General features: G+C 51.1%; 31 protein-coding genes and 1 tRNA gene. 16 read left to right on the top strand and 16 right to left on the bottom strand.

Annotation, left to right across the window (positions count from 1 at the left end; translation table 11 throughout):
* Nucleotides 1-7: 7 nt before the first annotated feature.
* Complete coding sequence (locus tag A3K92_RS06110) at nucleotides 8-721, bottom strand: TIGR02253 family HAD-type hydrolase (RefSeq protein WP_088885421.1); 714 nt, start codon at nucleotides 719-721, stop codon at nucleotides 8-10.
* A gap of 147 nt (nucleotides 722-868) precedes the next feature.
* Between A3K92_RS06110 and A3K92_RS06105 the strand changes: the two genes are divergently transcribed.
* From A3K92_RS06105 to A3K92_RS06095, 3 genes are all read left to right on the top strand, one after another.
* Nucleotides 869-1,147, top strand: a complete 279-nt coding sequence (locus tag A3K92_RS06105) for a hypothetical protein (protein ID WP_088885420.1) — start codon at nucleotides 869-871, stop codon at nucleotides 1,145-1,147.
* Between the two features lie 74 nt (nucleotides 1,148-1,221).
* A complete protein-coding gene (locus tag A3K92_RS06100; protein ID WP_088885419.1) occupies nucleotides 1,222-1,854 on the top strand; it encodes an METTL5 family protein in 633 nt (210 codons plus the stop codon).
* Complete coding sequence (locus A3K92_RS06095; RefSeq protein WP_088885418.1) at nucleotides 1,832-3,157, top strand: RsmB/NOP family class I SAM-dependent RNA methyltransferase; 1,326 nt, start codon at nucleotides 1,832-1,834, stop codon at nucleotides 3,155-3,157. The genes A3K92_RS06100 and A3K92_RS06095 overlap by 23 nt, the downstream gene beginning before the upstream one ends.
* Nucleotides 3,158-3,227: 70 nt before the next feature.
* Here the strand turns inward: A3K92_RS06095 and pfpI are convergent, their stop codons facing one another.
* Nucleotides 3,228-3,728 (bottom strand): deglycase PfpI, encoded by a 501-nt coding sequence (pfpI, locus tag A3K92_RS06090; RefSeq protein ID WP_088885417.1) that lies wholly within the window; start codon nucleotides 3,726-3,728, stop codon nucleotides 3,228-3,230.
* A 106-nt stretch (nucleotides 3,729-3,834) separates the two neighbouring features.
* Here pfpI and A3K92_RS06085 point away from each other — a divergent pair, with 106 nt between their 5' ends.
* From A3K92_RS06085 to A3K92_RS06070, 4 genes are read left to right on the top strand one after another with little or no spacing between them, the layout of a single operon-like run.
* Nucleotides 3,835-4,962: a tyrosine--tRNA ligase gene (locus tag A3K92_RS06085; protein ID WP_088885416.1), complete on the top strand. Its 1,128-nt coding sequence runs from the start codon at nucleotides 3,835-3,837 to the stop codon at nucleotides 4,960-4,962.
* A 35-nt stretch (nucleotides 4,963-4,997) separates the two neighbouring features.
* Nucleotides 4,998-5,480, top strand: a complete 483-nt coding sequence (locus tag A3K92_RS06080; RefSeq protein ID WP_088885415.1) for an Lrp/AsnC family transcriptional regulator — start codon at nucleotides 4,998-5,000, stop codon at nucleotides 5,478-5,480.
* Nucleotides 5,471-6,793, top strand: a complete 1,323-nt coding sequence (locus A3K92_RS06075) for an HAD-IA family hydrolase (protein WP_088885414.1) — start codon at nucleotides 5,471-5,473, stop codon at nucleotides 6,791-6,793. Before A3K92_RS06080 ends, A3K92_RS06075 begins: the two co-directional genes overlap by 10 nt.
* A gap of 6 nt (nucleotides 6,794-6,799) precedes the next feature.
* Entirely contained in the window at nucleotides 6,800-7,162 is a 363-nt protein-coding gene (locus A3K92_RS06070) for a DUF2304 domain-containing protein (RefSeq protein WP_088885413.1), read from the top strand.
* Here A3K92_RS06070 and A3K92_RS06065 read toward each other — a convergent pair whose 3' ends face one another.
* The 4 genes from A3K92_RS06065 to A3K92_RS06050 all read right to left on the bottom strand — a co-directional run bounded on the left by A3K92_RS06065 (nucleotide 7,163) and on the right by A3K92_RS06050 (nucleotide 9,126).
* Nucleotides 7,163-7,696, bottom strand: coding sequence for a deoxycytidylate deaminase (locus A3K92_RS06065; RefSeq protein ID WP_088885412.1), 534 nt, complete (start codon nucleotides 7,694-7,696; stop codon nucleotides 7,163-7,165).
* 14 nt (nucleotides 7,697-7,710) lie between these two features.
* Nucleotides 7,711-8,514 (bottom strand): M48 family metallopeptidase, encoded by an 804-nt coding sequence (locus A3K92_RS06060; RefSeq protein WP_088885411.1) that lies wholly within the window; start codon nucleotides 8,512-8,514, stop codon nucleotides 7,711-7,713.
* A 10-nt stretch (nucleotides 8,515-8,524) separates the two neighbouring features.
* Nucleotides 8,525-8,893 (bottom strand): BlaI/MecI/CopY family transcriptional regulator, encoded by a 369-nt coding sequence (locus A3K92_RS06055; protein ID WP_088885410.1) that lies wholly within the window; start codon nucleotides 8,891-8,893, stop codon nucleotides 8,525-8,527.
* Nucleotides 8,894-9,048: 155 nt separating this feature from the next.
* A tRNA-Glu gene (locus A3K92_RS06050) sits at nucleotides 9,049-9,126 on the bottom strand.
* A gap of 77 nt (nucleotides 9,127-9,203) precedes the next feature.
* On the opposite strand from A3K92_RS06050, the gene trm5b reads away from it, so the two are divergent.
* A complete protein-coding gene (gene trm5b, locus A3K92_RS06045; protein WP_088886053.1) occupies nucleotides 9,204-10,196 on the top strand; it encodes a tRNA (guanine(37)-N1)-methyltransferase Trm5b in 993 nt (330 codons plus the stop codon).
* Nucleotides 10,197-10,265: 69 nt separating this feature from the next.
* Here the strand turns inward: trm5b and A3K92_RS06040 are convergent, their stop codons facing one another.
* On the bottom strand, nucleotides 10,266-11,591 hold the full coding sequence (locus A3K92_RS06040) for a TldD/PmbA family protein (protein ID WP_088885409.1): 1,326 nt from the start codon (nucleotides 11,589-11,591) through the stop codon (nucleotides 10,266-10,268).
* A 10-nt stretch (nucleotides 11,592-11,601) separates the two neighbouring features.
* Nucleotides 11,602-12,969 (bottom strand): TldD/PmbA family protein, encoded by a 1,368-nt coding sequence (locus A3K92_RS06035; RefSeq protein WP_088885408.1) that lies wholly within the window; start codon nucleotides 12,967-12,969, stop codon nucleotides 11,602-11,604.
* Nucleotides 12,970-13,164: 195 nt separating this feature from the next.
* On the opposite strand from A3K92_RS06035, the gene A3K92_RS06030 reads away from it, so the two are divergent.
* The 6 genes from A3K92_RS06030 to A3K92_RS06005 all read left to right on the top strand — a co-directional run bounded on the left by A3K92_RS06030 (nucleotide 13,165) and on the right by A3K92_RS06005 (nucleotide 17,291).
* Nucleotides 13,165-13,821 (top strand): helix-turn-helix domain-containing protein, encoded by a 657-nt coding sequence (locus A3K92_RS06030; RefSeq protein ID WP_088885407.1) that lies wholly within the window; start codon nucleotides 13,165-13,167, stop codon nucleotides 13,819-13,821.
* Nucleotides 13,822-13,881: 60 nt separating this feature from the next.
* Nucleotides 13,882-14,733: an ABC transporter ATP-binding protein gene (locus A3K92_RS06025; protein ID WP_088885406.1), complete on the top strand. Its 852-nt coding sequence runs from the start codon at nucleotides 13,882-13,884 to the stop codon at nucleotides 14,731-14,733.
* Nucleotides 14,730-15,431: a fluoroquinolone export ABC transporter permease subunit gene (locus A3K92_RS06020; RefSeq protein WP_088885405.1), complete on the top strand. Its 702-nt coding sequence runs from the start codon at nucleotides 14,730-14,732 to the stop codon at nucleotides 15,429-15,431. Before A3K92_RS06025 ends, A3K92_RS06020 begins: the two co-directional genes overlap by 4 nt.
* A complete protein-coding gene (locus tag A3K92_RS06015) occupies nucleotides 15,428-16,132 on the top strand; it encodes an ABC transporter permease (RefSeq protein ID WP_088885404.1) in 705 nt (234 codons plus the stop codon). The genes A3K92_RS06020 and A3K92_RS06015 overlap by 4 nt, the downstream gene beginning before the upstream one ends.
* 93 nt (nucleotides 16,133-16,225) lie before the next feature.
* Nucleotides 16,226-16,570, top strand: a complete 345-nt coding sequence (locus A3K92_RS06010) for a cupin domain-containing protein (protein ID WP_088885403.1) — start codon at nucleotides 16,226-16,228, stop codon at nucleotides 16,568-16,570.
* Between the two features lie 13 nt (nucleotides 16,571-16,583).
* The gene (locus A3K92_RS06005) at nucleotides 16,584-17,291 is read left to right on the top strand and encodes a cysteate racemase (protein WP_088885402.1); all 708 of its coding nucleotides are present in this window, start codon (nucleotides 16,584-16,586) and stop codon (nucleotides 17,289-17,291) included.
* A gap of 49 nt (nucleotides 17,292-17,340) precedes the next feature.
* On the opposite strand, the gene A3K92_RS06000 is transcribed toward A3K92_RS06005, so the two are convergent.
* A complete protein-coding gene (locus A3K92_RS06000) occupies nucleotides 17,341-18,465 on the bottom strand; it encodes a glucodextranase DOMON-like domain-containing protein (protein ID WP_232460839.1) in 1,125 nt (374 codons plus the stop codon).
* 171 nt (nucleotides 18,466-18,636) lie between these two features.
* Here A3K92_RS06000 and A3K92_RS05995 point away from each other — a divergent pair, with 171 nt between their 5' ends.
* Nucleotides 18,637-19,830, top strand: coding sequence for a redox-regulated ATPase YchF (locus tag A3K92_RS05995; RefSeq protein ID WP_088885401.1), 1,194 nt, complete (start codon nucleotides 18,637-18,639; stop codon nucleotides 19,828-19,830).
* A 2-nt stretch (nucleotides 19,831-19,832) separates the two neighbouring features.
* On the opposite strand, the gene cyaB is transcribed toward A3K92_RS05995, so the two are convergent.
* The 3 genes from cyaB to A3K92_RS05980 are packed head-to-tail and all read right to left on the bottom strand — an operon-like array spanning nucleotide 19,833 to nucleotide 21,378.
* Nucleotides 19,833-20,342, bottom strand: a complete 510-nt coding sequence (gene cyaB, locus A3K92_RS05990; RefSeq protein WP_088885400.1) for a class IV adenylate cyclase — start codon at nucleotides 20,340-20,342, stop codon at nucleotides 19,833-19,835.
* Between the two features lie 8 nt (nucleotides 20,343-20,350).
* The gene (locus A3K92_RS05985) at nucleotides 20,351-20,833 is read right to left on the bottom strand and encodes an Lrp/AsnC family transcriptional regulator (RefSeq protein ID WP_088885399.1); all 483 of its coding nucleotides are present in this window, start codon (nucleotides 20,831-20,833) and stop codon (nucleotides 20,351-20,353) included.
* A complete protein-coding gene (locus A3K92_RS05980) occupies nucleotides 20,830-21,378 on the bottom strand; it encodes a UbiX family flavin prenyltransferase (protein ID WP_088885398.1) in 549 nt (182 codons plus the stop codon). The genes A3K92_RS05985 and A3K92_RS05980 overlap by 4 nt, the downstream gene beginning before the upstream one ends.
* 129 nt (nucleotides 21,379-21,507) lie before the next feature.
* Between A3K92_RS05980 and A3K92_RS05975 the strand changes: the two genes are divergently transcribed.
* Nucleotides 21,508-22,317 carry a DNA integrity scanning protein DisA nucleotide-binding domain protein gene (locus tag A3K92_RS05975; protein ID WP_088885397.1) on the top strand — a complete coding sequence of 270 codons (810 nt, stop codon included), beginning with the start codon at nucleotides 21,508-21,510 and terminating at the stop codon, nucleotides 22,315-22,317.
* 5 nt (nucleotides 22,318-22,322) lie between these two features.
* Here A3K92_RS05975 and A3K92_RS05970 read toward each other — a convergent pair whose 3' ends face one another.
* The 4 genes from A3K92_RS05970 to A3K92_RS05955 all read right to left on the bottom strand — a co-directional run bounded on the left by A3K92_RS05970 (nucleotide 22,323) and on the right by A3K92_RS05955 (nucleotide 26,912).
* Complete coding sequence (locus A3K92_RS05970; protein WP_088885396.1) at nucleotides 22,323-22,985, bottom strand: ATP-binding cassette domain-containing protein; 663 nt, start codon at nucleotides 22,983-22,985, stop codon at nucleotides 22,323-22,325.
* Nucleotides 22,986-22,990: 5 nt separating this feature from the next.
* Nucleotides 22,991-25,054, bottom strand: coding sequence for a hypothetical protein (locus tag A3K92_RS05965; RefSeq protein ID WP_088885395.1), 2,064 nt, complete (start codon nucleotides 25,052-25,054; stop codon nucleotides 22,991-22,993).
* A gap of 267 nt (nucleotides 25,055-25,321) precedes the next feature.
* Nucleotides 25,322-26,563, bottom strand: coding sequence for a sugar phosphate nucleotidyltransferase (locus tag A3K92_RS05960; protein ID WP_088885394.1), 1,242 nt, complete (start codon nucleotides 26,561-26,563; stop codon nucleotides 25,322-25,324).
* A gap of 82 nt (nucleotides 26,564-26,645) precedes the next feature.
* Nucleotides 26,646-26,912 (bottom strand): helix-turn-helix domain-containing protein, encoded by a 267-nt coding sequence (locus tag A3K92_RS05955; protein ID WP_198361970.1) that lies wholly within the window; start codon nucleotides 26,910-26,912, stop codon nucleotides 26,646-26,648.
* Between the last annotated feature and the right edge of the window lie 21 nt (nucleotides 26,913-26,933).

The following is a 26,933-nucleotide window of genomic DNA, read 5'->3' as shown; positions in this document are numbered from 1 at the left end:
GATGTTTTTAAATTTGGGTGTTGAGCCCCTGAACTATTTCCACAACGTCTTTCAGTGTCGAGACTATGAAATCGCAGTTCTCCCAGAGCGCTTTCTTTGACGATTCTGGATCCAGCAGAACTGAGTACATTCCAACTTTTTTCGCCCCAACACAGTCTTTCGCTGGGTTGTCCCCTATGTAGATGGCCTCCTCCGGTTTGATTCTGGCCTTTTCCAGCGCTAGGAGGAACGGTCTCTCATGGGGTTTGTAAAAGCCAGCGTCTTCACTCGTTGTTACGCTGTCGAACAGGTTGTAGATTCCCAGGGCCTCTAAATGGGCCTTTATGTAGTCGTTGTCCGAATCTGTAATTATGCCCACGTGGAGACCCAGGGATTTTAATGTCATTATTGTTTCTTTTGCGTCCGGGAACAGCTCTCCATACTTTTTGTGCATCTCGACGTTTATTGTCCAAAAGTCTTTCGGGACGTCAAAACCGTACCTTTTGGCAACTCTTCTTATAGCTTCGGTGTCTACATCCCTTATCTTCACATAGGGTTTCCCCGCGAGTTCTTTAAAGAGAGCCGAGCTCTCTTCCTCGTACTCCTTCCAGAGTTTAATGTAGTCCAGGTCTTCTCTTCCGGCCCTTTTCAGGGTCTCTTTGATGATGTTCTGATGGGTGACGTTTTCTCCTGATTTTGTTATCAGTGTTCCGACGAAGTCGAAAAAGACTCCCCTTATCATCACGCTCACCCCTTAAAGTTCGGGAGTGGTCTTTTAAACTTCTTCCGTCATCTCTCCAATTTAAGGCCCCCAGTTTTTTGTCATATAGACAAAAAGACGAATTTTTATTAGAAAAATCTTTATTGAATATTCGGGTTTAATGTATGGGTGATAAAAACGGAAGCGGTACTCCTGGTCTGGGGAGTTAGGGACGAAGTGCTCGAAAGGCTCCCCGTTAGGGGAGAGTGGCTCTACGGGGAGTATGACTTTATAGCCAGAGTCGAGTTTTCTGATAAAGCTGAGATGGAAGCCTTTGAAAAACTTCTCGTCAAAATAATTGGTGGGCACACTTACAAGCTCCTTCCGGTCATGATATCGGCCGTCAAAAGAAATGAGGACGACAGTTTTTCAATAGTCGAAGTTCCGGGTGAGCTCGGACTTGTCTGAATCTTTACCCCCAATCCTCTTGGAGTGTGCTTTCGCGCAAACTATAAATACGCCGTTCCATTTTTGCAGTTGGTATGAAGAGAAAACATCTCGCGATACTCCTTTCGAAACTTGAGGGGTTTAGAAATCCAAAGCCCTGGCTGGAACAGTACAGGACTCCGGGTAACGTGGCGGCAGAACTGCTCTGGTTAGCGTATTCTCTGGGGGATCTTAGGGGCAAGATAGTAGCGGATCTCGGTGCGGGAACGGGAGTTCTTTCCATCGGTGCCGCCCTATTGGGAGCGGAGAAAGTCTATGCAGTCGAGATTGATCCCGAAGCCCTTGCCCTCGCAAGAAAAAACGCCGAGTCCCTTGGATTGGATAACATAGAGTTTCTGTTAGAGGATGTTTCGGAGTTCTCCCGGAGAGTGGACGTGGTCGTGATGAATCCACCCTTTGGCAGCCAGAAACCTCACGCGGACAGGCCTTTCCTTATCAAGGCGTTCGAGGTAAGCGATGTAGTGTATTCCATCCACCTCGCGAAGCCCGAGGTGAGGGGCTTTATAGAGGCCTTCACGCGGGACAATGGGTTTGAAATCACACACCACTTAACTCTACCGTTTGAAATCCCCGCCCAGTTCTTCTTCCACAGAAAGAGGCTGGAAAGGATTATGGTTGATATATACAGGTTCAAGAGGGTTGGAAATGGGAAAGCTGAAACTGAGTGACAGACAGCTTTATGCCCTCGTTGAGGCAGTTAAGCTTGGCGAAGTCGTTAAGCCCAGCCAGCAGGCCAAGAGAAAAGCCTTCGCAAAGTATAAAATTGAGGGCTGGGAGAACTCTAAACTGACTGGGATTTTCTACTCCATCCAGAGGAGACTTGGCCTCATAGACGAGATAATTGAGGAGCTCGTCGGCGTCTCCCCGCTCATCCTCGACCCCTGGCTGAGAGCTGCTTTGAGGGTTGCGATTGAGGTTGCAGTCTTTAGAGATCCAAGCGAGAGAACAGTTCAGCATCTCAAAGGCCTGGCCCAGTTTCTCTCCAGGACTACCCATCCCTACGTGGGTTATTACTACTACGATCTCTTGCCCAGGGTTCTTGAATACGTTCCCGTTATAGATTCGGAGGAAAAGAGGCTCAAGTGGGAGTACCTCTTCCCGGAGTGGTTCATCAAAAAAATGCGCTCTATCATGGGAGATGAAACGGAAGAGCTGTTGAGAGCGTTGAACGAAACCCTGCCGATGAGTATTAGAGTGAACCGGCTTAAGGCAGACGTTGATGATGTGGAGGAATACTTGAGGAAGAAGAACGTCCGCTTTGAGAGGAGTGAGAGGGTTGATACCGTCATCAGAATCCTCACCCCCTTCAACCCCGAATGGCTCTTCAACAGGGGCTGGGTCATAGCGCAGGAGGAAGCAGCGGCAGTTGCTTCGCTTGTTCTCTCTCCTAGACCTGGAGAAACAGTTGTAGATCTGGCCGCCGCACCTGGTGGAAAAACGGCTCACATGGCCGAGTTGATGAACAATGAGGGCAGGATATACGCTTTTGACGTTGATCGGTCGAGGATAAAGCGGATGAATGAGATTTTGAGGAGAACGGGCGTTGAGATAGCGGAAACAATCGCCGCCGATGGCAGGAAGGCTCCTGAGATACTCGGTGAGGGTATAGCCGATAGGGTAATGCTCGACGCCCCCTGCACAAGCGATGGAACGATAGCAAAAAATCCAGAACTGAGATGGCGCCTTCTGGAAAAGAATATCCCCAAGGTCGTTGCACTTCAAAAAGAACTGATCGAGAGTGCCTGGCGGCTTTTGAAGCCGGGGGGTAGGATGCTGTATTCAACCTGTTCCATGCTTCCCGAAGAAAACGAGGAAGTTGTGAAGTGGTTCCTTGAGAGACATGACAACGCGCGGCTGATACCTCTGAATGGGCCCTACGATCCAGGCTTCCTTGAAGGAACGATGAGAGCATGGCCCCACAGGCATAGGACGATAGGCTTTTTCTATGCTTTAGTAGAGAAGGAGCCCTGATTTCGTCGAGTGGTCTCTTCATTCCTCAAGGGCTCCTCAGCCAAAAATAGCTGGTGAAAAATTAAAACAATCATTTCAGAAGTTTCACGAACTCCCTCATCCATGCGTAGAGGTCTCCAGGGTGCCTGGAGCTGACCCAGTTGCCGTCCACGACCACCTCAGCGTCGACCCACTCCGCGCCGGCGTTCTTCACGTCGTCGCGGATAGTTATAACGCTTGTGCCCTTCCTACCCTTCAGCACGCCGGCTGAGATGAGTATCTGCGGACCGTGGCAGATGCTGGCGACGGGCTTTCCGTCCTCAAACATCTTCTTAACTATTGAGACGGCCTTCTCGTTGAGCCTCACTATTTCAGGCGCTCTTCCACCGGGAAGGACGAGCGCGTCGAACTCGTCGGGGTCAACCTCGTCAAAGGCTAGGTCAACGTTGACGGAGTAGCCGTGCTTCCCCGTTATCTTGCCCCTCTGGAAGCTCGCCACATAGACCTCGTGGCCCTCCTCCTTTATCCTGTGGAGCGGGTAGATCAGCTCCAGATCCTCAAAACCGTCTGCACTCAGAAACAGCACCTTCATGTTGAACACCCCCATAACGTTCAGATGGATATAGTCGTGGAACCTAATTAACCTTTCGGCCGCAAAGCCCTTAAACCGGTGGCCGTTTTTTCTTTAGGTGGTAGGGATGGACATTGAGAGCAGGATAGAACTCATAAAGAAGAAGCCCACGGAGGAACTTCTAACCGAGGAGAACCTCAGGCACCTCCTCGAAGTCGGAATCCCGATGCAGCACTACATAGGGTTCGAGATAAGCGGTTACATTCACCTAGGAACCGGACTGATGGCCGGCGCTAAAATAGCCGACCTTCAGAAGGCTGGAGTCAAGACGAGGGTCTTCCTGGCCGACTGGCACAGCTGGATAAACGACAAGCTCGGCGGAGATTTAGACGTCATTCAGAAGGTTGCACTAACATACTTCAAAGAGGGCATGAAGCAGAGCATAAAGGTCATGGGCGGCGATCCCGATAAGGTGGAGTTTGTTCTCGCGAGCGAGATACTTGAGAAGGGTGACTACTGGCAGACCGTCATAGATATCTCAAAGAACGTCACCCTGAGCAGGGTTATGAGGTCAATAACGATAATGGGAAGGCAGATGGGTGAGGCAATAGACTTCGCCAAGCTGATATACCCGATGATGCAGGTGGCGGACATCTTCTACCAGGGTGTCACGATAGCTCACGCCGGAATGGACCAGAGGAAAGCCCACGTTATAGCGATTGAAGTGGCTCAGAAGCTCAGATATCACCCCCTTGAATGGAACGGCGAGAAGCTCAAGCCTGTGGCTTTACACCACCACCTCCTCCTTGGTCTTCAGGAGCCGCCTGTCTGGCCGATAGAGAGCGAGGAGCAGTTCAAAGAGCTCAAGACTCAGATGAAGATGAGCAAGAGCAAGCCCTACTCCGCTGTGTTTATCCATGATTCGCCAGAAGAGATCAGGCAGAAGCTCAGGAAAGCCTTCTGTCCGGCCAGAGAAGTTAAATACAACCCTGTCCTTGATTGGGCAGAGTACATAATCTTCCGCGAAGAACCAACGGAGTTCACCATCCACAGGCCGGCAAAGTTTGGCGGGGACGTCACATACACCACCTTCGAGGAGCTCAAGAAAGACTTCGCGGAAGGAAAGCTCCACCCGCTCGACCTCAAGAACGCTGTTGCGGAGTATCTCATAGAGCTCCTCAAGCCGGTTAGGGACTACTTCGAGAAGCATCCGGAACCGCTTGAGCTCATGAGGGAGATAAAGATTACCCGCTGATTTTGTCTTTCTCATTTTCAAATCCGGTGAAGACAATGCCCGGTATTGACGAGAAGGACAGAGAGATACTCAGAATCCTTCGAAAGGAGGGAAGAATTACACTGACTGAGTTAGGCAGGAGGGTGAACCTCTCACCTGCAAGCGTCAAAAACAGACTTGAGAAGCTTGAGAAACTTGGGGCAATAAAGGGGTATTCCGCCGTTGTTGATCCGGCTTTCCTCGATAAGTACGTTAAAGTCCTCTTTCTGCTGAAACTTAGAGTTGAGGGGCCTGATATAGATCTTATCCTTCAGAAGTTTGCGGCTTATGAAAACGTTGAATCCATCTTCAGGACGAGCGGGAGAACTCAAGCGGTTATAATAGCGGAGTTCGAGGACATGGATGGGATGAAGGCTTTTGCATCGCGGCTTAGAAGGGCCCTGGGCAACTCCCTTGAGTACATAGAGTGGAGCGCGATCTACGATGTCCTCAAAGAGTGCTGGGTAGAAGCTGGCAAGAGGGGTGGCAGATGGACGTAAGGCTGGTTGTTTTCGACCTCGATGGCACGTTAGTTGGGGCAAAGGAATCATTTTCAGAGCTAAAGGACAAACTCAGAAAACGGCTCCGCCAGATTGGCATAAGCGACGATTTAATGGGTAACCTGAGTCCGATGTATGAGTCCCTTCTCAGGATCTCCCGGGAAACCGGGATCCCGTTTGAGGAGCTTCACTCCCATCAGGTTGAGCTCGAAGTCGAAAGGATGAAAGACAGCTTTCTTTTTCCCGGCGTGCTTGAATCCCTCCGGTTCCTTAGGAATAGGGGAATTAAAATGGCAGTCGTCACAAGAAGCTCAAGGAAAGCCGCTTTGTTTGCCCTAGAGAAATTGAAAATCCTTGAGTACTTTGAGATCGTAGTTGCAAGAGAAGACGTTCCACCAGAAGAGCTAAAGCCGGAGGGGGGACAGATAAAGAAGGTCCTCGATGAACTGAAAATCCCACCTGAGAAAACCCTCGTCGTGGGCGACCACGGCTACGATGTCATTGCTGCAAGGAAAGCAGGTGCCCTAAGCGTCCTCGTTACTTCACACGACTCCGGGAGAATGAGCTTCTCAGTCGATGCTACCCCTGATTTTGAGATATCAACTATGGAGAAGTTCGTTCCCTTCATGGAAAAACTACTCTCGACTTACGTTGTCGTTCCTGCTTACAACGAGGAACTGACCATTGGCGCTGTCCTTTCGGATCTCCTTCGCTATTTCAGGCGAAACGAGATAGTGGTGATAAACGACGGGTCACGGGATAGAACGGGGGAGATAGCGCGGTCCTTTGGTGTCCACGTTATCACCCATCTGATAAACCGTGGGCTTGGAGGGGCTCTCGGTACTGGACTTGCCTATGCCGTAAGAAAGGGTGCCAAAATCATCATAACCTTCGACGCCGATGGTCAGCACCTCGTCGAGGACGCCCTTCGCGTTATGAAGCCCGTTGTTGAGGGGAAAGCCGACTTTGCCGTTGGCTCCCGTTTGAAGGGAGACACCAGCCAGATGCCCTTCATAAAAAAGTTCGGAAACTTTGTTCTCGACGTGATAACGGCTATATTTGCCCGTAAATACGTGAGTGACAGCCAGAGCGGATTGAGATGCTTCAGCGGTGAATGCGCCTCCAGGATCCGGATAACCTGTGACCGCTACGCGGTATCAAGTGAGATCATCGTTGAGGTGGCCAAAAACGGCTGCAGAATTGCCGAGGTTCCAATCAAGGCCGTTTATACCGATTACTCCATGAGAAAGGGGACAAACGTTAAGGAAGGTATAAAGATAGCATTAAACCTCCTGTTCGACAGAGTGAGGTGATGGATTATGTACGCGGCTCAATTTATTGCAATACTTGTCCTTGCGTACCTGCTGTTTAGGGTCTACAGGGACTACAGCGCGGGAAGGATTGACTGGCAGGGTGTTCTATCCTGGGGACTTGTGATTGGGGTTTTTATAATAATTGCGCTCTTTCCCCTCCGCATCTCTACGGAAATCAAGGATCTGCTGGGGCTTGGCAGGGGTCTTGATGCCCTCTTTGTGGTTTCAATAGGACTTCTCTTCCTCCTGTTGTTCGAGCTCTACGCCAAGATCGACAGGGTGGAGAGGGAGATAACTGAGCTAACCAGAAAAGTTGGCATCGAACTGGAGGAGATAAACGAAAGGCTGGAGAAGATTGAGAAGGAATAATCAGAAGTCTTCCCCAAAGAGTTCTTCCAGAAAGGCCCTAACCCTTTCTTTCTTTAACTTAAACTGCCTGATTTTTATTATGCCCTTCTCCTGGGCTTCTTTGAGGAGTATTTCAGTTGCTTCGTTGGGATACATTTCTTCATAGACTATCTCTCTAATACCAGCATTGACTAGAAGTTTAAAGCAGGTGTCACACGGGAAGTGGGTAACGTAGAGCGTCGCGCCTTCGAGGCTTATGCCCTTTCTGGCGGCCATAGCTATAACGTTCTGCTCCGCGTGAACTGCCCTGTGACAGTGGCCATCGACTATGAGACATCCCACATCGATACAGTGATCCATCCCCCTCGGGGCACCGTTGTAGCCCGTGGCGAGAATGTAGCCATCTTTAACGGCAACGGCTCCAACTCGAAGCCGGGGACAGGTTGCCCTCAGTGACACGAGCTTCGCTATTAACATAAAGTACTCGTCCTTCGTTGGACGGATCTTTTTTATCCTCTCGGCCTTTTCCTTATCCAGTACGATCTCCACTTCCATTGGAAGAGCCTCCCTCAGTTAGAGTGTTTTCTTCTGGTCTCGTTTGCCTCTATAAATGAGATTATTCTGAAGATCCTATCGTCGTAGGATGGGTGGGTTGGAAGGAATAGGAAACTCGGTGTCCAGTATGTTTTTTCAGGCGGTTTTCTCTCCAGGGCAGGTTCTATACCGGGCAGTGCATGTTTTTTGACCTGCGACATTAGATCTTCGTAGTACTTTAGCTCTTCTAGGGCCCTCTTCAGGCTCAATGGTACGTTCAAAATCCTAACGGCCACGTCGTCAGCTTTAAATTCCCTGCTCTTGAGATATGACGATCTCTCAAGTTCATACCAGAGATATAGCGAAATCGATAACATGAAGATAATCAGACTGCCGCTGAGTGCCAGTATGGCAAAGGACATCATAAACGAGAAGATTCTAAGGTACGCCAGCAGGGGGAACAAGATAGTGTCTCTGTTCTTGATATGGCCCAGCTCGTGGGCGGTGATAGCTACGATTTCATCCTCGTGGAGAATCTCAAACAGACCGAGGGACAGAACAACGTTTCTCATGAAAGAGTAGGCGTTTGGAATGTAGGCATCTAGGACGTAAACTTTAACGTTCTTGAGGCCAAGCTTTTTGGTCAGTTCTTGAATTTTTTCCCAAAGGTGTGGATTGACGGTTTCGAGGGAGGAGTAACCACTGTTAGGACGGGGCATACTCATGGCTCCAATCATTAGGACGGATGCAAGGACAGCCAGCCCCACAAGAACCCCAACTTCCCCATGAGCCAAATACGCCAGTGTGAACATCAGGCCTATGGGGAAGAGAAAGCGCATTTTTCTCCCCTTATCTCTCCTTTATGTTTGAAAGGTAAGCATATGTGGCTTCCCTGAAGTTGCTCATGAGGGCGTCGAGTATCTTCTGGACTATCTTCTTTTCAAACTCTTCCCGGGTTGTTGTGACTGAATAAACATACCTCATTCCGCCCCTTCCGTAGTCAACACTCCTCTTGAGAAGGCCTTTCTCGCAGAGGCGGTTCATTAGTATGCTCACGGTTGAACGGCGCATCTCAGGGTGCTTGGACTTTAGGTGTTCGTAAACTTCTCCCGCGGTGGCGACTTTTACCTTCCACATGTACTCCATTATCTCTGCTTCCAGCGGGGGTAAGACCGCCTTAAGTCCCTCTTCAGTCAGCTTGAATTCATGGGGCTCCATAGGGTACCCTCCACATTAAATTTCTTGGACTTTGCATAAAAGCTTTTTCTTTTTTTGGATTCGCCTAGTACTGGTGGGCTCTCAAGCAAGTTGAGCTCGGAAATGCGACAACTCCCGTCCCTAAAAGGAGTGTGGAGTTTTGAGAAGGGCTATTCTGGTGCCCCGGCCGGGATTTGAACCCGGGGCGCGGGCTCGAAAGGCCCGCATGTTTGACCGGGCTACACCACCGGGGCTCGATATTAGGGAAGGATGAGTGTTTAAAAATCTTTCGCAGGGCAACGTTTTTGAATTCAGGGGCGAAGCGTTGCCGATGCTCGCCGTAAAAGTCCCAAAGCGAGAGGCTGAAAAGACCAGAAGGAAGCTCCTCGAACTCGGCGTCCTGGCTAAAGGTTACTCCGTAAAACGCGAGGGTGAGTTCGTTTTATTCCCCGTTACAAAGCCTGTGGAAGGTTTCGAGCTCGTTGAGGCCGAGTTTGATAGGCTGGAGAAGAGGTATCACAGCTACCGCGAGGTTGTTGAAGTTCCCGAGGAGCTTAGACCACTCCTGCCGAGCTCCTTCGACATCATCGGAGACATTGCGATAATCGAACTCCCTGAGGAGCTGATGCCCTACGGAAGGGCCATCGGCGAGGCTATTCTAAAAGTCCACCGCCACATAAAGGCGGTCTTCGCCAAGGGGAGCAAAGTTGAGGGTGAGTACAGGGTGAGGGAGCTCATCCACCTCGCCGGCGAGAAAAGGACAGAAACAATCCACCGCGAGAACGGGATAAGGCTGAAGCTGGACGTTGCCAGGGTTTACTTCTCCCCGAGGCTCGCCACCGAGAGGATGCGGATTTTCAGGAAGGTGAAGCCCGGTGAAGTTATCTTCGACATGTTCGCGGGAGTTGGCCCTTACTCAATACTCCTCGCGAGGAAGGCAAAGCTCGTATTCGCCTGCGACATAAACCCCTGGGCAATCCGTTACCTTGAGGAGAACATACGCCTTAACAGAGTCAACAACGTTGTCCCGATTTTGGGCGATGTCAGAAAGGTGGCCGGAAAAATCAAGGCCGACCGCGTGATAATGAACCTCCCGAAGTTTGCCGACCGCTTTTTAAGGGAGGCGATGATGAGCGTCAAGTCCGGCGGGGTAGTTCACTATTACGGCTTTAGTCCAGAGGAAGACCTGTTTTCCGAGCACGAGGCGAAGATAAAGGCAGTGGCGAAAGAACTCGGCCTTTCAGTGGAGTTCCTCGACCGGAGAAAGGTGCGCCCCTACGCGCCGAGGCAGTTCAACATCGCTATAGACTTTAGGGTGGAATAATGTTTTCTGCGTAGAACACGCCTTTTTAAAGGAATGTTCTGTAGAGAAAACAAGGGGAAGAAAAGGAAATCACTTCCCCGCTATCTTCACGTTCTCGAACTTTATGTGCGGCGTTATCATCGTGTTCATGAAGGGCATTACAGTCTGCTCCTTCGTTACCTCGCTCGCCTGCTTTAGCAGTTCGTAGACGTTTCCGGCGATGAGGAACACGCTCGCGCCCTTGACCTCGCCGTCCTCGATGAGAAATGCTGGGTTAGCGGTGACTGCGAAGTTTCCGTTGTCCGGGTTGCTTGAATGAGCACCCTGAAGGCCATCAACGAGGTAGCCACGCTCGATTTCGGCTATGAGGTCTTCGAGGTTTCTCTTCCCGTTCTCGATGACAACGCTGTGGAAGCCTATGTTTATGCCTCCGCTCCTCAGGTCGCGCTTCCCATTGCCGGTGCTCTCGGTTCCGTAAACCTTGGCCCAGTAGTTGTCCCAGACGAAGCCCTTGAAGGTTCCCTCCTCGATGAGGACGTTCTTCCTCGTTGGAACGCCCTCACCGTCGGCTATGGCCGGCTCAAGCGACAGCGGGTGGAACGGGTCGTCGTAGATGGTCAAAACGTCACTCGCTATCTTCTCGCCGACCTTTCCAGCGAGCGGGGTGGTCTCTTTGACTAAGCGCTCACCGCTGAATGCTGGAAGGAGGGCGTAGCTGAAGAGCCCCGCTATGGCCCACGGACCGAGGATTATCGGCACTTCCTCGTTCCTGCTCTTCTCCACGTTGTAGGCCCACCCCACCTTCTGGACGGCCCTCTCGACGACGCCATCAACGTCAAGGTTGAGGTCTCTCCTGGCGTCGAAGTCGAAGATACCCGGTGTCACGACGTCCCCCTTCCTTCCAACCAGCTCGAGGAAGAAGAACGCCGCTCCGCCCTCCTGGAAGACGTCAATACCGTGGGAGTTGAGTATTCTTCTCTCTTCCCAGCTGACGCCACCCTCGCCGCCAGCTACTACCACGTTGGGGTCCTTCTCGCGGGCGAGCTTTATTCCGTGGACGAGCTTCTCGACGAGTATGTCGGGGGAAGTCTCCTTAAGCTCGTAGTTCGGCTTTGGTTTCTCCCTGTACTTCCCCGGCTCCGGGAGGGAGACCCACTTCTCGTCCGGGGAGTTGAGCTTTGCCATCTTCGCGGCCTGCTCTATGGCCTCCTTGACCCTTTCGGGCTCGTCGCTGTCAACGATGGCAAGGCCGAGGCGCTTGTCCTTTATTCCGCGGATTATCGTTACAGCACCGCTCCTCGTCGAGGCCATCGAAATCTCGTTCAGCTCGACGCTCGCGCTGACGTCCCTTGAGTGGTAGACGGCTATCTCGAGCTCGTCGAAAAGCTTCTCGCCGAAGCGTATGAGGTTCTCCATTTTCACCACCTCACCCGATCAGGATTCCTCCATCAAAGCGCATGTGTGGGCCGCCTGAACTCACGAAGGCCGTCTGACCCTTACCGCAGAAGCCGACCTCTAGGCCGAAGTCGTTGCCGACAGCTGAAATCTTCTTGAGAGCCTCGATTGCGACGCCCGTGATCGAGGTGTCCCTTATCGGCTCGGCTATCTCGCCGTTTCTGATGACGTAGCCCTCCTGAATTCCGACCTGGAAGGCACTGTTGAGCTGGGCCTGGCCGCCGCGGAAGTCAACGACGTAGTAGCCGAACTTGATGCCCTCTATCAGCTCCTCGAAGGAGTGGTCGCCCGGCTCGAAGATGGTGTTCCTCATCCTGATTATCGGCGGGTAGCGGTAGCTCTCAGCTCTAGCGTGGCCGTTGGGTTCCATGCCCCACTTCGCCGCGTATTCCCTGTTCAGCATAATCTCCTTGAGGATACCGTTCTCGATTATGTGGATGTCCTTAACGGGAACGCCCTCGTCGTCGTACTTGTCGTTTCCAAAGCCGCCCTCAACGTGGCGCTCGCTCATGGTCACGTACTCTGGAGCTATCTGCTTGCCGATAAGGTCTTTGAAGGGCGAGTTTATTGTCAAGTCGGCCTCCGCAAGGTGTCCAAGCGCCTCGTGCGCGATGATGCCAACTACTATCGGACCTGCAACGATCGGCCACTCGCCGCGCTTTGGTGCAACACCCTTGAGCTGGCTGTGCATCTTCCTCAACAGCCTCTCGGCAACCTTCTCGTTGGGTTCCCTCTCGGTCATAAGCTCCCAGCCGTAGTCAACGGCACCAATGCTGTCCCTCGCCATTGCCAGCTTTCCGTCGGCCTTTCCGGTGACGTAGGTTCCCTGGTAGAGGTAGTTGTAGTCCCACTCTATCTTCGTCCCCTCGTTGGTGAGGAGGAGCTTTCTGCCACCTCCGTCCTCGTAGCGTATCTGAACGCTCTTAACCGCGCTGTCCTCCTTTAGGAGCTTCTCCAGTTCCCTGAGGTGGCTTACCTTCTCCTCGATGTCCACTTCACGGGGCTTAACGCGCATCTTGCTCTTAACGAAGTCCTCAACGGGCTTTATCTCTGCTAACTCTATCTTCTCCCTCTTCGTCTGAGCCGCGGCCTTTGCCAGTTTGTAGGCCTCTTCAATCTTCTTTTCGAGGTTAGAAAGGTCGCTGGTTGATGAGAAACCCCAGGCACCATCTGCCAGAACCCTTATCGCGACTCCCTTGTGAAGCTTCCCTGTAAAGCTCGTAAAAACGCCGTCCTTGAGGCCCAAAGTGGTCTTCTTCAGGTCCTCGTAGCGGAGCTCTATGTACTCAGCTTTCAGGTTATCCTCAGCCCATTTAAGGGCTCTTTCAAGTGCTTCCATGGCCACCACCGATTACGTTTGTCCGTTGATGAGTGGAAAGCGAACTATAAAAGTGTTGTGAGTGCTTCGATGGGAGTCGAAACAGGTGAAATAGATTGGTTATCCTGCCCTCAGCTTTTGCTGTTTTGGTGTACCTGCCAGTTTGTTTTTTCAGAAACCCTAATAATCCCCATCTCCCACTCCTTTTGATGCCCCATGAAGAGGATAAAGTTCTCCATCCCGATCAGCCTTGATTATTTCAACGCCTTCAGAGGCTTCCTAGAGGCTGTAGAGTGGGGTTATGGAGATACTTACTTCCTTCTCGGGAGCGACGTGGTCAAGCTGGTGGAGGTCAAGTTCAGGGAGGGCGTGAAGCCCGAGGAAGTTCTCGGCGAGCTGCTCGAAATTCCCTACGTGAAGGACGCGAAGCTCATCCCGAAGAACGGCCACTACCTGCTCTACGTGAGGGCGAACCTTCTCCATGCGCCCCTTCCGGAGAACGTCTCCCGGTTCTTTGAGGTGCAGAAAAGGGGTATGGTAATCTTTGAGAAGGGCATCTTCAGCACGGAGGGGTTTTACCTCTACGTCGTCTGCGAGGAAGGCCTCCTGGGAGACGTAATCTCGGCGGTTAAGGAAGTTTACGGGGCCAGAGTGGTCAGCGTTGAGGATTACACTCCGGGGGAAAATCCCCTCCTGAAGCTGACCGGGAGGCAGTTCGAAGTTCTCCTTCTGGCCTACAAGAGCGGCTACTTCGACAGCCCGAGGCGTGTGACCCTCAGGGAGCTCTCCCAGATGCTTGGCCTGAGCCCTTCCACCGTGAAGGAGCACCTGAGGAAGGGCTTGAAGAGGGTGCTGGAAGAGGTTGTAGAGTAGCCGCACATGTGCGGGGTTAACTATAACTACACCAAGCGTGTATTCTAAACCGGTGGAAGCATGCCGGTTATAGAGGTTGAGGACGTTAGAAAGTATTACGGCGATGTGAGGGGCGTTGATGGGCTCAGCTTCTCGGTGGAGGAGGGGGAAATCTACGGCTTCCTCGGGCCGAACGGCGCCGGAAAGACCACAACGGTCAAAATTCTCGTGAAGATCATCAAGGACTACGAGGGCACCGTGAGGGTATTTGGAAAGGACCTCAGGGAGTGGGGAAAGGACTACTACAACAAAATCGGCGTGTCCTTCGAGTTTCCTGCCGTCTATTCGAGGCTAACCGCTTTAGAAAACCTCCAATTCTTCGCGAGCTTCTACAAAAGGCACCTCGACCCCCTCGAAGTCCTCAAGATGGTAGGGCTCGAGAAAGAGGCGGATCAGCTCGTATCTGGCTTCTCCAAGGGCATGAAGAAGAAGCTCGACCTCGCGAGGGCTCTGCTCCCTGATCCCGAGGTGCTCTTCCTCGATGAGCCGCTGGAGGGCCTCGACCCCGCGAGTGCAAGGAAGGTAAAAGACCTTCTCCTCGAGATGAGGGAAAACGGCAAGACGGTCTTCCTGACAACCCACAACATGTACGTCGCGGACGAGCTGTGCGACAGGGTAGCTTTTATCGTTGAGGGGAAGATAGCCCTCGTTGACAGCCCGGGCGAGCTCAAGGTGAAGATGGGGAAGAGGCTCGTCAAGGTGGAGTACGTGGATGACAATGATGTTAAGATGGCCGAGTTCCCGCTCGAGAACCTCGGAAGAAACGAGGAGTTTCTGAATATCCTCAAAAACTACGAAATCAGGAGGATAAACACTGAGGAGCCCACGCTGGAAGAAATATTCCTGAAGGTGACGGGGAGGAGACTCGTATGATTGGAAAGCTCGTGAAGACGAACCTTATCATCGGCGTGAGGGGCTTCGTCTACCCGATATACGTCCTGATAGGCTTGGCCTACGGGCTGATGCTCATGATATTTCCAGAGCGATATCTTCCGACAATGGTGCCCATATTCCTCCTCTTCGAGCCGGGGCTGGTCGGCTTCATGTTCGTCGGCACGGAGATATTCGCCGAGAAGAAGGACGGCGCGATAGGGGCTTTAGCGGTGACGCCCATAGAGTGGAGGGACTACATCATCGCCAAAACACTCATCATGAGCCTGCTGTCGGTCATCGGGGCGGTTTTGATAATGGCCATAGGTACCCGCTCGCTCGATGGGCTGGGCTATGTGGCGGTGGGGGCCTTTCTTGCATCGGTGGTCTATACACTCCTCGGGATTGCGGTTTCGGCAAAGTACCGCGACCTCGACGACTACTTCGTGCCCATAATGGCGGTTCTTATAGTCTCCCTCCTGCCCTTCGCCCACTACCATGGCTACCTCACGGGCGAAATCTGGAAGGTCCTTTACGTCGTTCCAAGCTACCCGGTGCTCTACTTCTTCAAAGCTCCTTTCGTGGAGGTTTCAACGGATACACTGGTGAAGTCGGGAATAGCCCTAGTTGTTTGGGCGGGTGTGGCCTATTACCTCGCTAAAAGGAGGTTTTACAAATACGCCGTGGAGGGATTGAGATGAGCTTTGTGAAGAAGTTTGGGGCAGTTTACCGGACGGATCTCAAGCTGTTGAGGAGAGACCCGATGCTCCTATACAGCGTTGCAATGACTTTGGTGCTCCTCTTAATCGTCCGCTACTTCAAAGACCGCGTTGGAGTTTACTACCCCCTCCTCGCGCTCCTGGCGCTGATATTCATTCCCATGATATTCGGCATGATTCCCGGCTTCATGATGGCCGACGAGAAGGAGGACAAGACCATACAGGCCCTTCAAGTTATTCCAATATCAAGCGAGGCTTTCTTAGCGTACAGGCTCACGTGGGCTTCCATAGCCACCGCGCTGATGACAGCTGTTTCTCCCTGGATCCTCGACATAGAGATGCCCCAAAAGGGAATCCTCGCTTTGATCGCCCTTTTCCTCCTTGAGGTGTGGATCTATGGGCTTCTCATCACGGTGTTCTCAGAGTCAAGGATGCAGGCTTTGACGGTTTCCAAGGTTCTCGGCTGGTTCTTGATGTTACCCCCGCTGATAAAGCTCGTCGTCGTCTGGAGGAACCTTTCAACCGACTGGAGCAGGTTCACGGCCTTTCTGCCTACATACTGGCTCTACAGGGTCTTTGTGGGCATTCCAACTAATGACTACTCGGATTTCCCAGTTGCCGTTGTGGTTCACCTCGCGTGGCTAGTCCCGCTCGTGGTGCTGTTCAGGAAGAGGGTGCTCTGATAACCAACGGATTTTAGACTTTGAAGCTCGACTTCGTCTAGTTGAGAGAATGATTTATCTATCCCTCCTTCGCAAGGGACTACAGGTGATACCATGAAGGCCGAAATCAAGAACCTCATTGATAGGGGCACTTATAGAAAGCTCCCGCTCTTTGAAGGGGAACTTCCCGAGGGGAGCTATGCCCAGATAGTCGAGGTCAAGCCAAATCAAACCGTCAAAAAGCACTATCACGAGCGCCAATACGAGCTGTTCTACATAATAAGCGGTGAGGCGAGGCTCGGGATAGGCGAGACTGAATACCTCGCGAAGCCCGGAGACATCTTCCTCGTCAAGCCGAAAACAGTCCACTGGGTCGTCAACGAAAAGGATGAGCCCTTCAGGCTCTTTGTGGTGAAGCTGAACTACTACGGCGACGACTCGGTGTGGCTGGAGGAATAGGTCGGTGAGAGTAATGGCCGAGCGCGTCATAGGAATCCTCGGCGGCATGGGTCCTTTAGCAACGGCCGACCTCTTCAGGCGGATAGTCGAGAAAACTCCAGCCAAGAGGGATCAAGACCATCCGAGGATAATCATCTACAACAACCCGAAGATACCGGACAGGACGGCCTTTATCCTTGGAAACGGCGAAGATCCAAGGCCCGAGCTGATAGCCAGCGCGAGAAAGCTTGAGGAGTGCGGTGCCGACTTCATAATAATGCCCTGCAACACGGCACACTTCTTCGCGGAAACAATACAGAGGTCTATAAACATTCCCTTCGTCAGCATGATTGAGGAGACCACTAAAGTTGTTCGAGAAATGGGCCTGAGGAAAGTCGGCCTCCTCGCGACGGATGGAACCATCAAGGGACTCGTCTACCACAGGGCGCTCCTCAAGTATGGCGTCCAGATAGCGGTGCCAAACAAGGGGGATCAGGAAAAGGTGATGAGAGGTATATACGAGGGGGTAAAAGCCGGAAACCTCGAACTGGGAAGGAAACTCCTTCTTGAAGTCGCAAGAAAGCTGGAAAGGCGCTCCGATGGGATAATAGCAGGCTGCACCGAGGTGAGCGTCGCTTTGAAGCCCGAAGACCTGAGTGTCCCCCTTATAGACCCAATGGACGTGATAGCTGAGAAGGCGGTGAAACTTGCTTCGGGTGGAGAAGAACTCCCGGAGATATGAGGGAGGACTATTGAAGTTCTAAAACCCAAAGAAAAGAAACGGGAAGGGTTCACTTTCTCCTCTTTAGGAGGAGTGGAACTACTGCCAGGCTGATTATGGTTGCTGGGCCGCAGAGTCCTCCACCGCTGGTGGTTTCGGTCTTGGTTTCTGTTTTTGTTTCAGTTTTAGTCACCGTCTCAGTCTTGGTTTCAGTCTCAGTCTTCGTCGTAGTACGAGTAACAGTCTCAGTAGTAGTCTTAGTCACCGTCTCAGTCTCCTTCACCAACACATACTTAGTCACAGTCTTAGTACCCTCACACGAAGACGTAGTCGTGTTGGTCTCGCCATCGCCGACAGGTACCAGCGGAATTGGAATCATCACTATTGTTGCCCTGGTTCCAGAATCTACGTCGTAGCTCTGGAGCTGTTCTTCTTGTGTGGGTGTGAAGTTGGGTGGTGCCAGAAGGTCCATTACTCTTGGTGCCACTCCGGCGGCTATTGCGTCAGGATCACCACCTCCGATCCTCCACTGCTCTGCCTCAACAAGCACAGTCCTCCACTCATCGATACCGTATCCATCCTGCGAACCAGCAATAACCGCAAAGTAAGTGTCGGGGGTAATGTTAAGGTACTCCTTTGGAATCCTGATGATAATCGTGTTGGTCGTTAGGTTCGCGGTGGCGTTTATGTCCATGGTGCTCATGTTGGGTAGTACTAGTTTGCTCGTCCAGCCGGTAACTCTTACGGCAACGTCCCAGGGTCTGTCGAGGTTTACGTTCGCTCCCGGTCCGTTGTCTGCTAACTTGATGGCTGTGGTGTTTCCTCCGTCCTTGAAGTCGAAGTAGGCCTCAACTATCTGCAGGCTGAAACCGTTCCATCCGCCCCACGGGTTACCACCAAGGTTGTCGAAGTGAACGTGGAGAACGTATTCGTTGGAGTCCTCGTAAAGGGTTACTCCAATTATGTCGAAGAGTCCGGTCTGGTTGAAGACAGCATCGGTTGGATAGGTGTAAGTTCCTGGTCCGTGGTCATCCCCAACAACGTCCGAAACGCTGGCAATGAGCTTTGGAGACGTGTACTGATCACCAGCACCAGCTTCGGGGGTAGCTGCACCTAGTTTTATGAACCCAAACAGGCCTCCCAAAAGTAGGAGCACCATTGCCGCTGAGTATAGGGTCCTTTTCTTATGACCCACATGCACCACCTCCAGGGGTGAATCATAATTATCTAATAATGTCCACCTTTTTAACTTTATTGCCAATCTTCAACCGTCGGCACTCATATGTGGAATCATGTCCACCTTTGTTTCGGGTCGCAGTCCAAAATATCTTTAACCCGAATCCCAAACAGCCTGTGGGTGAAGGAAATGGAGATAGGCGTCGTTGGAAAACCAAACGTTGGTAAGTCAACATTCTTTTCGGCGGCCACGATGGTTGATGTGGACATAGCAAACTATCCATTCACGACGATAGACGCGAACGTAGGTGTAACCTACGCGATAGCGGAACATCCCTGTAAAGAACTAAGCTGTAAGCCAAACCCCCAGAACTACGAGTACAAAGATGGAAAAGCCCTGATCCCTGTAAAAATGATAGACGTCGCAGGCCTCGTTCCCGGTGCCCACGAGGGTCGTGGCCTGGGTAACAAGTTCCTCGACGACCTTAGGATGGCATCGGCTTTGATCCACGTCGTTGACGCGACCGGAAAGACCGACGCCGAGGGGCAGCCGACGGACTACCACGACCCGGTCGAGGACATCGAGTTCCTCGAGAGAGAGATAGACTACTGGATACTCGGGATACTCAAGAAGGGCTGGGAGAAGTTCGCGAAGAGAATAAAGCTCCAGCACATGAAGCTCGAGCAGGCGATAGCGGATCACCTCTCCGGGATAGGCGTGACGGAAGAGGATGTTTGGGAGGCCATCCACAAGCTTGGTCTGAGCAGCGATCCCACCAGATGGACAGACGACGACCTCTTTGCCTTCGTCCGCGAGCTCAGGAAGATTAACAAGCCGATAATCATAGCGGCCAACAAGGCCGACGCCGCGAGCGACGAGCAGATTGAGAGGCTCAAGAAGGAAGGTGAAAAGAGGGGCTACATCGTCATACCCACTTCAGCCGCTGCAGAACTGACACTACGGAAAGCTGCCCGAGCTGGCTTTATTGACTATATCCCGGGCAGTTCCGACTTCAAAATCCTTAAAAAAATGAACCCAAAGCAGGAAAAGGCGCTCCAGCTCATCAGGGAGAGGGTTCTCGAAAGGTTTGGCTCAACCGGTGTACAGGAGGTAATAAACAGGGCCGTCTTTGACCTGTTGAAGCTCATCCCGGTTTATCCTGTCCAGGATGAGAACAAGCTCACCGACCAGTTCGGCAACGTATTGCCCCACGTGTATCTCCTTCCGAGGGGTTCGACGCCGAGAGATCTGGCTTATAAAGTCCACACCGACCTTGGAAGAACATTCCTCTACGCTGTCAACGCCAGAACCCACAGGCGCGTTGGTGAGGACTACCAGCTTGAGTTCAACGACATAATTAAAATTGTGGCCACGGCCAAGTGATCTTATCTCTTCCTCCCTTTTATTAATTCTTGGTAAAGTCTCGGTTCTACATCTTCTTCGCTCAGGCCTAATTTCCGGGCGGTTTCCCAGATTATCTCCTTTGCCTTATCAACATCGTCTTCGATTACTTCAATGTCCAAAAAAGATCCGAGTCCCTCAACTTCATTGAGCTCAAAGGTGATCCCATCCAGTCTGTAGACAAGGCGTTTCTTTCTCACCCAGACGTCTTCCCTGAACCCCAGTCTCTTGAGAATTTCTACGGTCTTTTCAAAGTTGCTTACCTCAACCTCTATCTCCTCAAACTCCTCGTTCTTTCCTGGATCCCTGATGTACTTGTACGTGATAAACGCCCTTCCAAGGTTTTTGATTCTTCTCACCCTCAGAAGATTAGGGTAAGGAAGGGAAAAGTAGAGATCCTCTTGGACTTCTTCCCGTACAAAAGAAGCCCCAAGGCTCTCTATTTTCTCCCTGGTTTCGTCAAAGTTTACCCTGAATTTGATCTCGATTTCCATCTACTGCCTCACACCTCCGTGAGGAAGTTCACAAGTTCCTTGCCTTTGCCGAATTTGTCAATGGGATACACGTACACGTTCTTTAATGTGGGTAGTGTTTTTATATTCTCGTTTATGAACTCATCGAGCTTTTCTTCGTTTTCTCCGCCTACAATGGCTATTACCGTGTCCTTGCCGCTCTTGGCTACCATGAGGACGTTGGGCATCATTGAGAGGGTTCTCATGAGGTGGTTGACGTATCTTTCCAGAAAGTCCTCAATAATAGGTGTTTCCGCCTGAATTACAACGATAGCTGTCTTCTTTGGAATCATCTCCTCCCCCAGAAGGATCGTATAGCGGTCTATCACTCCTTTTTCTATGAGCTTTTTGATCCTGAAGTGTATCGTTGATTCTGGCTTGTTGAGCTGCTCTGAGAGTTCCGATATTGTTAACCTCGCGTTCCTCTTTAGAAGTCTTATTATCGCCCTGTCCAGATCGTCAAGCTGGGTCATTTTCTCTCCCCCCATCTGGGATAGTTGAATTCTCTCACACCTAGCTGATCTAGAATTCTTCCGGTTATAAAGTTTACGATATCATCCAATGTTTTGGGTTTTGTGTAAAAACCTGGAGATGCTGGCATCACAATCGCACCGGCTCTTGCAGCTTTGAGCATGTTTTCAATGTGTATCATATTTAGAGGTGTTTCGCGAATTAACAGTACAAGCTTTCTCCTCTCCTTCAGAGCAACGTCCGCGGTTCTGGTTATGAGGTTATCGGCGTATCCATTGGCTATTGCGGAGAGCGTTTTCATGGAGCACGGTGCTATTACCATGCCATCGAACCAGTATGAACCCGACGCTATTGGCGCGAAGAGATTTTTCTCGTCGTAGTCTGGCTTTATCTCCATTCCAAGCTCGTGTCTGGCAATTTTAATTGCAGTTTCGGTAGCTAGGAACACCACCTCGTGACCAAGCGCTCTCAGGGCTTCGGCTGTTTTGATTCCATATATTGCACCGCTTGCCCCTGTGAGTGCAACCACAAACCGCTTCTTTTCCATGGAATCCTATCCCCTTTCAATTATCCTCCAAGACCTTTTTAAGTTTACCTAATTTTTTGTTTGAACTTGTTCCGATCCCTCCGCAAAATTTAATAACAAATCCGGAGTAACCTGAACTGGGTTGGAAATATGGCAATAGAAAAGCCACTCATGGATGCAGCTCTTACGCTTGCCAGAGCCGCTGGAGCTAAAGCGATGGTTTTTTTGGATGAGGTTTCTGAAGAGACACTTCTTCAAAACCGTGAGTTCTCTGAATTCCCGCTCGTCTTAATTGGTCCCACTTTCGATGTAAAAAACAGAAGGCTTCTAAAGCTGTCAATCCCCAGAAATTTGAACCTTGGGAGCATTCTAAATTTTGTTTCTGCCTTTTTGGTTGAGCAGGGGCTCCTCAGGGAGGGTGACTCTTACGTTTATGTTTCCTCCGAAGTCGTTGGCCTCAGAAGGGTTAAAAAGAACCTTTTTGCCAGTAACGGGTTTTTCTCCCAGTCCCAGTCCGTTATACAGAGGCTCATTGAGATAGCGGTGGAACTGAGCATTGAGGGTAGAGAAGGCTATCCCGTTGGAACTCTGTTCGTGGTGGGGGACGTTAAGAACGTCCTAAAGCACTCCCACAGCATGCTTCCAAACCCGTTCAAAGGGCACAGGATAAACGTTCTGGATAGGAACAGTAAAGAGATAATAAAGGAATTCGCCCAGCTGGATGGGGCCTTCGTGATAAGTTCGAGGGGGAGAATAGTCTCGGCGGGAGTTTACCTTGAGGTCGATCCAAAGGGTCTGGATTTAATGCTTCCACCGGGCCTTGGAACTAGGCATATAGCCGCGGCAGGTATAACCAAGCTGACGAAGGCCACTTCCATCAGCCTGTCCGAGAGCGGTACGATCAGGGTTTTCAAAAAGGGCGTAATGCTCCTTGAGTACAATCCGAGACTGAAATATTAAAATGATCAGTGACCGTTTTCCTCAACTAGGTTTCCACCCACTATTTTTAAAGTCTGGTCACTAAGCTCCACGAGCTTCGGATCGTGGGAGGTTATTATCATGGGGATTCGTCCCTTTATTTCATTTAGTATCTCAACGACGGTCTCGGCGTTTTCGGCATCGAGCATTGAGGTCGGCTCGTCGAGGAGCAGCAGTTCCGGGTTGTCAGAGAGCACCATCAGAAGCTCCGCCCTCTTCAGCTCACCGCCGCTCAACTGGTTCGGGTGCTTGTCGAGGACTGTCCCAATGTTCAGCCTCTCGGCCAGTTTTCTAACGGACTCCTCATCCAGGCTTTTTCTCCTCCCCCTGGCGTAGAACAGGGCGTTCTCCCACACTGTAAGCTCTTTTATCATCGTCCCCTCCTGAGTCAGGTAGCCTATTTTCCTTCTGACCTCGAGGGCCCGCTTTTCATCATTTGGTTCCGTCCCGAAGACCCTGACCGAACCGTGAAGTGGCTGTACCAATCCCAGGATCGCCTTCAGTATCGTCGTTTTTCCGCTTCCAGAGGGCCCCATGATCAACAGTGCCTCCTTTTCTCCAAGGGAAAAAGTAACTCCCCTGAGAGCCAGAACCCCGCCGGTGTACGTTTCATATTTTACGAACACATCCTCGAACTCGACAACACCCATTTTAATCACCCCCAGATGAAGATGTGAGGCGGTTTGAAAATGGACTGGACAATTATCTTGCCTCCGGTGAAAGAGAGCTCCCCACTTGTAAACGTTATGCCTATGTATGCGTCTACAAACAGTGCAAGGAAAGCAGAAATCACCGCTGCCATTGCGGCAATTAACAGCAGTTCTCTGAGGACAAACCCAAAGAGAGCTTTTTTGGCAATGGTCGCCTCAATCCCCCTCGTGGATGAGTAATTCCGCAGCTTTGAATAATAACTGAGTGCCATGCCCATCAAAACCAGTAGCGATAGGGCTCCAAAGAGGGTGAACCACTTCCCCAGTTCATTGATATATACGCCAAAGAGGCTAAGCGAGAGCGTCCTTGAATAGCCGACAAGGTTAACGTAGCCTTCTCTGTATATCTCGTTCGTAACCCGTGCAACGGAGGTGATCCTCGGCAGAATTGCCAGTGCGAAAGAATAACCCGCAAACGTCAGCAGGGCGCTATGTTTCCTCACGCTTCTAGCGTAGGGTCTGACGTCAAAGGAGCGCCCAAATAGCGAGAGCATAATGATTGACGCTTTGTGGAACCACAGGCCAGCAAATGCCCCCAGCAGGGGGATCAGGGCTAGGAGCAACGCCAGCAGTATCATCAACGCCCAGTATCCGCTTCCCATCACCGTGGTCTGGTTGATTCGGAAGTAGCCGAGGGCAAGGAAAATGACCGTCAGTATCGCGAACGTTATTTCGAGCTTGTTTCCTGGCTTTAATCCCCCGAGCCTCTCTGAAACCAGCACTGAGAAGATCACTGCCAAGGCTATGAGGATACTGGCTCCAAAGGACACACTACCGGGATTCAAATATGAAAAAGCGACCCATCCTAAAAAGCATGCTATGGCCACCAGCAACAGCACCGCTGCCTTCTGGACAAGAGCTACCTGCCCGCTTATACCCCTGATTGAGAGCACCTTGAGATCGCGCTTCATATCCTTGAAGATGCTTGATGCTGAGTACACCACCAGCGTGAAAAGGGGCAGATAAAAAACTACCAAGAGACCTCCAAACAGTTCAAAGAAATCCACTGTTTGAGACCCCGCATTCTTTACCAGGATGAGTATGTCCCTTTTTTCAAGGGAAAGCCCAAAAAGAGACACCAGACACTGCTGGCTACCGTTTCCAATGGATCTGGGGTCTTCCCAAGCTGCACGCTCTGCTTCTTTGGGCTCCATCATAGTACCGTTGAAGTAAATCCAGTCGTCTCCTCTAACAACCAGGGACTTTTGTTTGCAGATAACATCCCGGTAGAAGGTTATAGACGCGTTTATGAGTTTATCCTTCACTCTTCTTTCCAGGAAAGTCTCAACGAGCTTGGGATCCCTGTAAATGTTGTTGAGGTTCACCGCGACGTAAACGGAAAATGTGTGGGATGTTTTTAATGTGGACTTGACTCTTCTAAGAGTGGTCTCAACGGCCCACGGCCGCAGAGGGACGGCTATCTGAACGTACTCAGCTCCCTCGGCCTTTGCAAGAGGATACTCCCTGAACTCTCCATAAGCCCGCTCCACATGGACGCTCCTGTTGAAAAAAGATGTTACTGCCGTCTCTGGAGAAAGGTCTCCAGTTAGATTCTCCTGAAGAACGATAACTGAATCACCTGAAAAGTTGCCTTCAAATCCAAACTCCATGAGATCCTGGGGCTCCTTGAACAGGTAGACGAAGAAATACACCGTGTGGTTGTTAATTTTTAGGGGCTCCAGCCTTGCCCAAGAGAAAGCTAAAACGACTCCACTGGTGGCGTTGTCTTCGTCCAGATGTTCCTCGATGATACCCGATAGGTTTTCTACCTGTAGTATGAACTCCTGAGGGTTGGAAGTAAAATTCTCGGATGTGTTTCCAAGGGTGACTTCCATGTTATACACAGAGTGCGGTCTGTACTCCTTGAAGCTGTATTCGATGCTGCTGTCAACAATTGCGCCTACCTGTGAGACAAGATTAAGCATTATGAGGGAGATCGAAAATGAAATTATGGGGAGAAACGGCAGGCCCTTCTTTTTCAAGAGTACCTTAACGGAGTGCCAGATCATTCCCGGTTCCCTCCCAGGTGATAGTACGCGCTCCTACAAGTCCAATAGCTGAGGTACTATCCTGAAGACAATCACCACTCATCCACAACTTCTTCATAGTCCCACAGCAAACATGCCCGACACTCGACGTCGGGTAGATTAGATACCTTGCCCTTGTAATGCATTATACAAAGTAATATATAAACTTTGCTGTGTTAATGAACAGAACCGTGTACATTGTAGAAATAAAACTCCAGAGAGTAGTAATGATGGTAAAGGGTAAAAAGCTCAGAACAGCCACTGGTTTTCTATACATTCATCACACGGCGGCTTCTCGCCGGCTATTGCCTTGAACTTCTTGTAGATGCACTCCGGCAGGCCGAGCGGGCAGCGGTCAGGGTACTGGCCCGGTCTGACCTTTGTGGGATCGAGCTTTATCTTTATGTAAGCCTCGTACTCCTCAACCTTCTTCCACGGGAGCACCTTGGCGCCGTAGATGACCAGGTTGTCGTATATCTTCGCGTAGTCTCCAACCACGGCGTTCTCCTTGAGGATGACGTTCTTTCCGACGACGACACCTTCGCCAAGGATGCTGTCCTTTATCTCTGCCTCGGACTTGACTATGTCGCTTCCGATGAGGATCGCGCGCTTGAAGTAGGCCTTGTCCTCGACTATGGTGTTGGGTCCGATGTATGTGTAGGACTTGATCTTAACCCCGTGGCCTATCCTGGCTCCCTCATCGATGTAGACAGGCCCCTGGATCTCGACGTCCTCGGGAACCTCCGCGGTCTCCTTGATGGTCATGTAGCCGTTCTCCTTGGCTATCTCGTCCATGGCTATCTGGTGGGCGTAGAAGAGGTCCTCGGGAGTTCCGAGGTCGACCCAGTAGTAATCTCTCGGCATTCTGTATGCGTGGACTTCTCCCCTGGCGACTAACTTTGGAAGCACGTCCCTTTCGAAGTAGACTTCCTTTCCTGCGGGGATTTCCTCGAGGACTTTCTTGTTTACCATGTAGATTCCCGCATCGACCAGGTTGCTCCTGGGCCGCTTGGGCTTCTCCTCGAAGTGGGTGATTTTGCCTTCTTCATCGGTCTCAACCACACCGAAGCGCTCGGGGTCGTAGACTTTGGTTACTGCTACCGTTACCAAACCATCGTTGTTCTTGTGGGCATCTATGAGCTCCTTGAAGTTGAAGTTCGTGAAGACGTCGCCGTAAATTACCAGAAAGTCCTCATCAACGTAGTTCTCAACGTTCTTGAGGGCCCCGCCCGTTTCTAGGGGCATAGGATCGTTTACGAACCGTATGTCCTTGGGGTAGTCGGCCATCTTCTCGTCTATGAACTCCCTGATCTCACCGCGCATGTAGTGAACGGACAGTATGACCTCATCTATTTCCGGGATCTTCTCTATGGTCTCCAGAATGTACTGGAGGTTCGGCTTTCCGAGAACGGGTACCATCGGCTTTGGCCTTGTTGAGGATATTGGCCTTAGGCGGGTTCCAAAACCGCCAGCTAGAACAACCGCTTTCATGATCTTCACCATTATAGACTTGCCCTGTCGACTTATATATTTTACGGCCGTAAAATATATCCCTCCCGGTGAGCAAAGGGCCTCACTTTTTTAGGGAGAAAGCTTTGTCCGTTAGTTTAAACGCTTCAACACCAGTCGGTCTAAGGCAAGACCCTCCGCAGATCTTTTTCAGCGGGCAGGTTTCGCACGCCTTTGAGCCGTATTCGATCCTCTCAACGTAGCCCAGGCTCTCAAGGATTTTTATCATTCCCGCGACCTCTTCTTGTTCTATCCCCAACTTTTCGGCTATTTCGTCCTCTCGTGTAGTTCCCTCTTTGATCAACTCCAAGACTTTTTCCAGTTTCCCCATTTTCATCACTCCAAAAGAATT

It is taken from the genome of Thermococcus gorgonarius, from assembly GCF_002214385.1.
Classification (GTDB): domain Archaea; phylum Methanobacteriota_B; class Thermococci; order Thermococcales; family Thermococcaceae; genus Thermococcus; species Thermococcus gorgonarius.
This window is presented reverse-complemented; position numbering and strand designations above follow the sequence as displayed.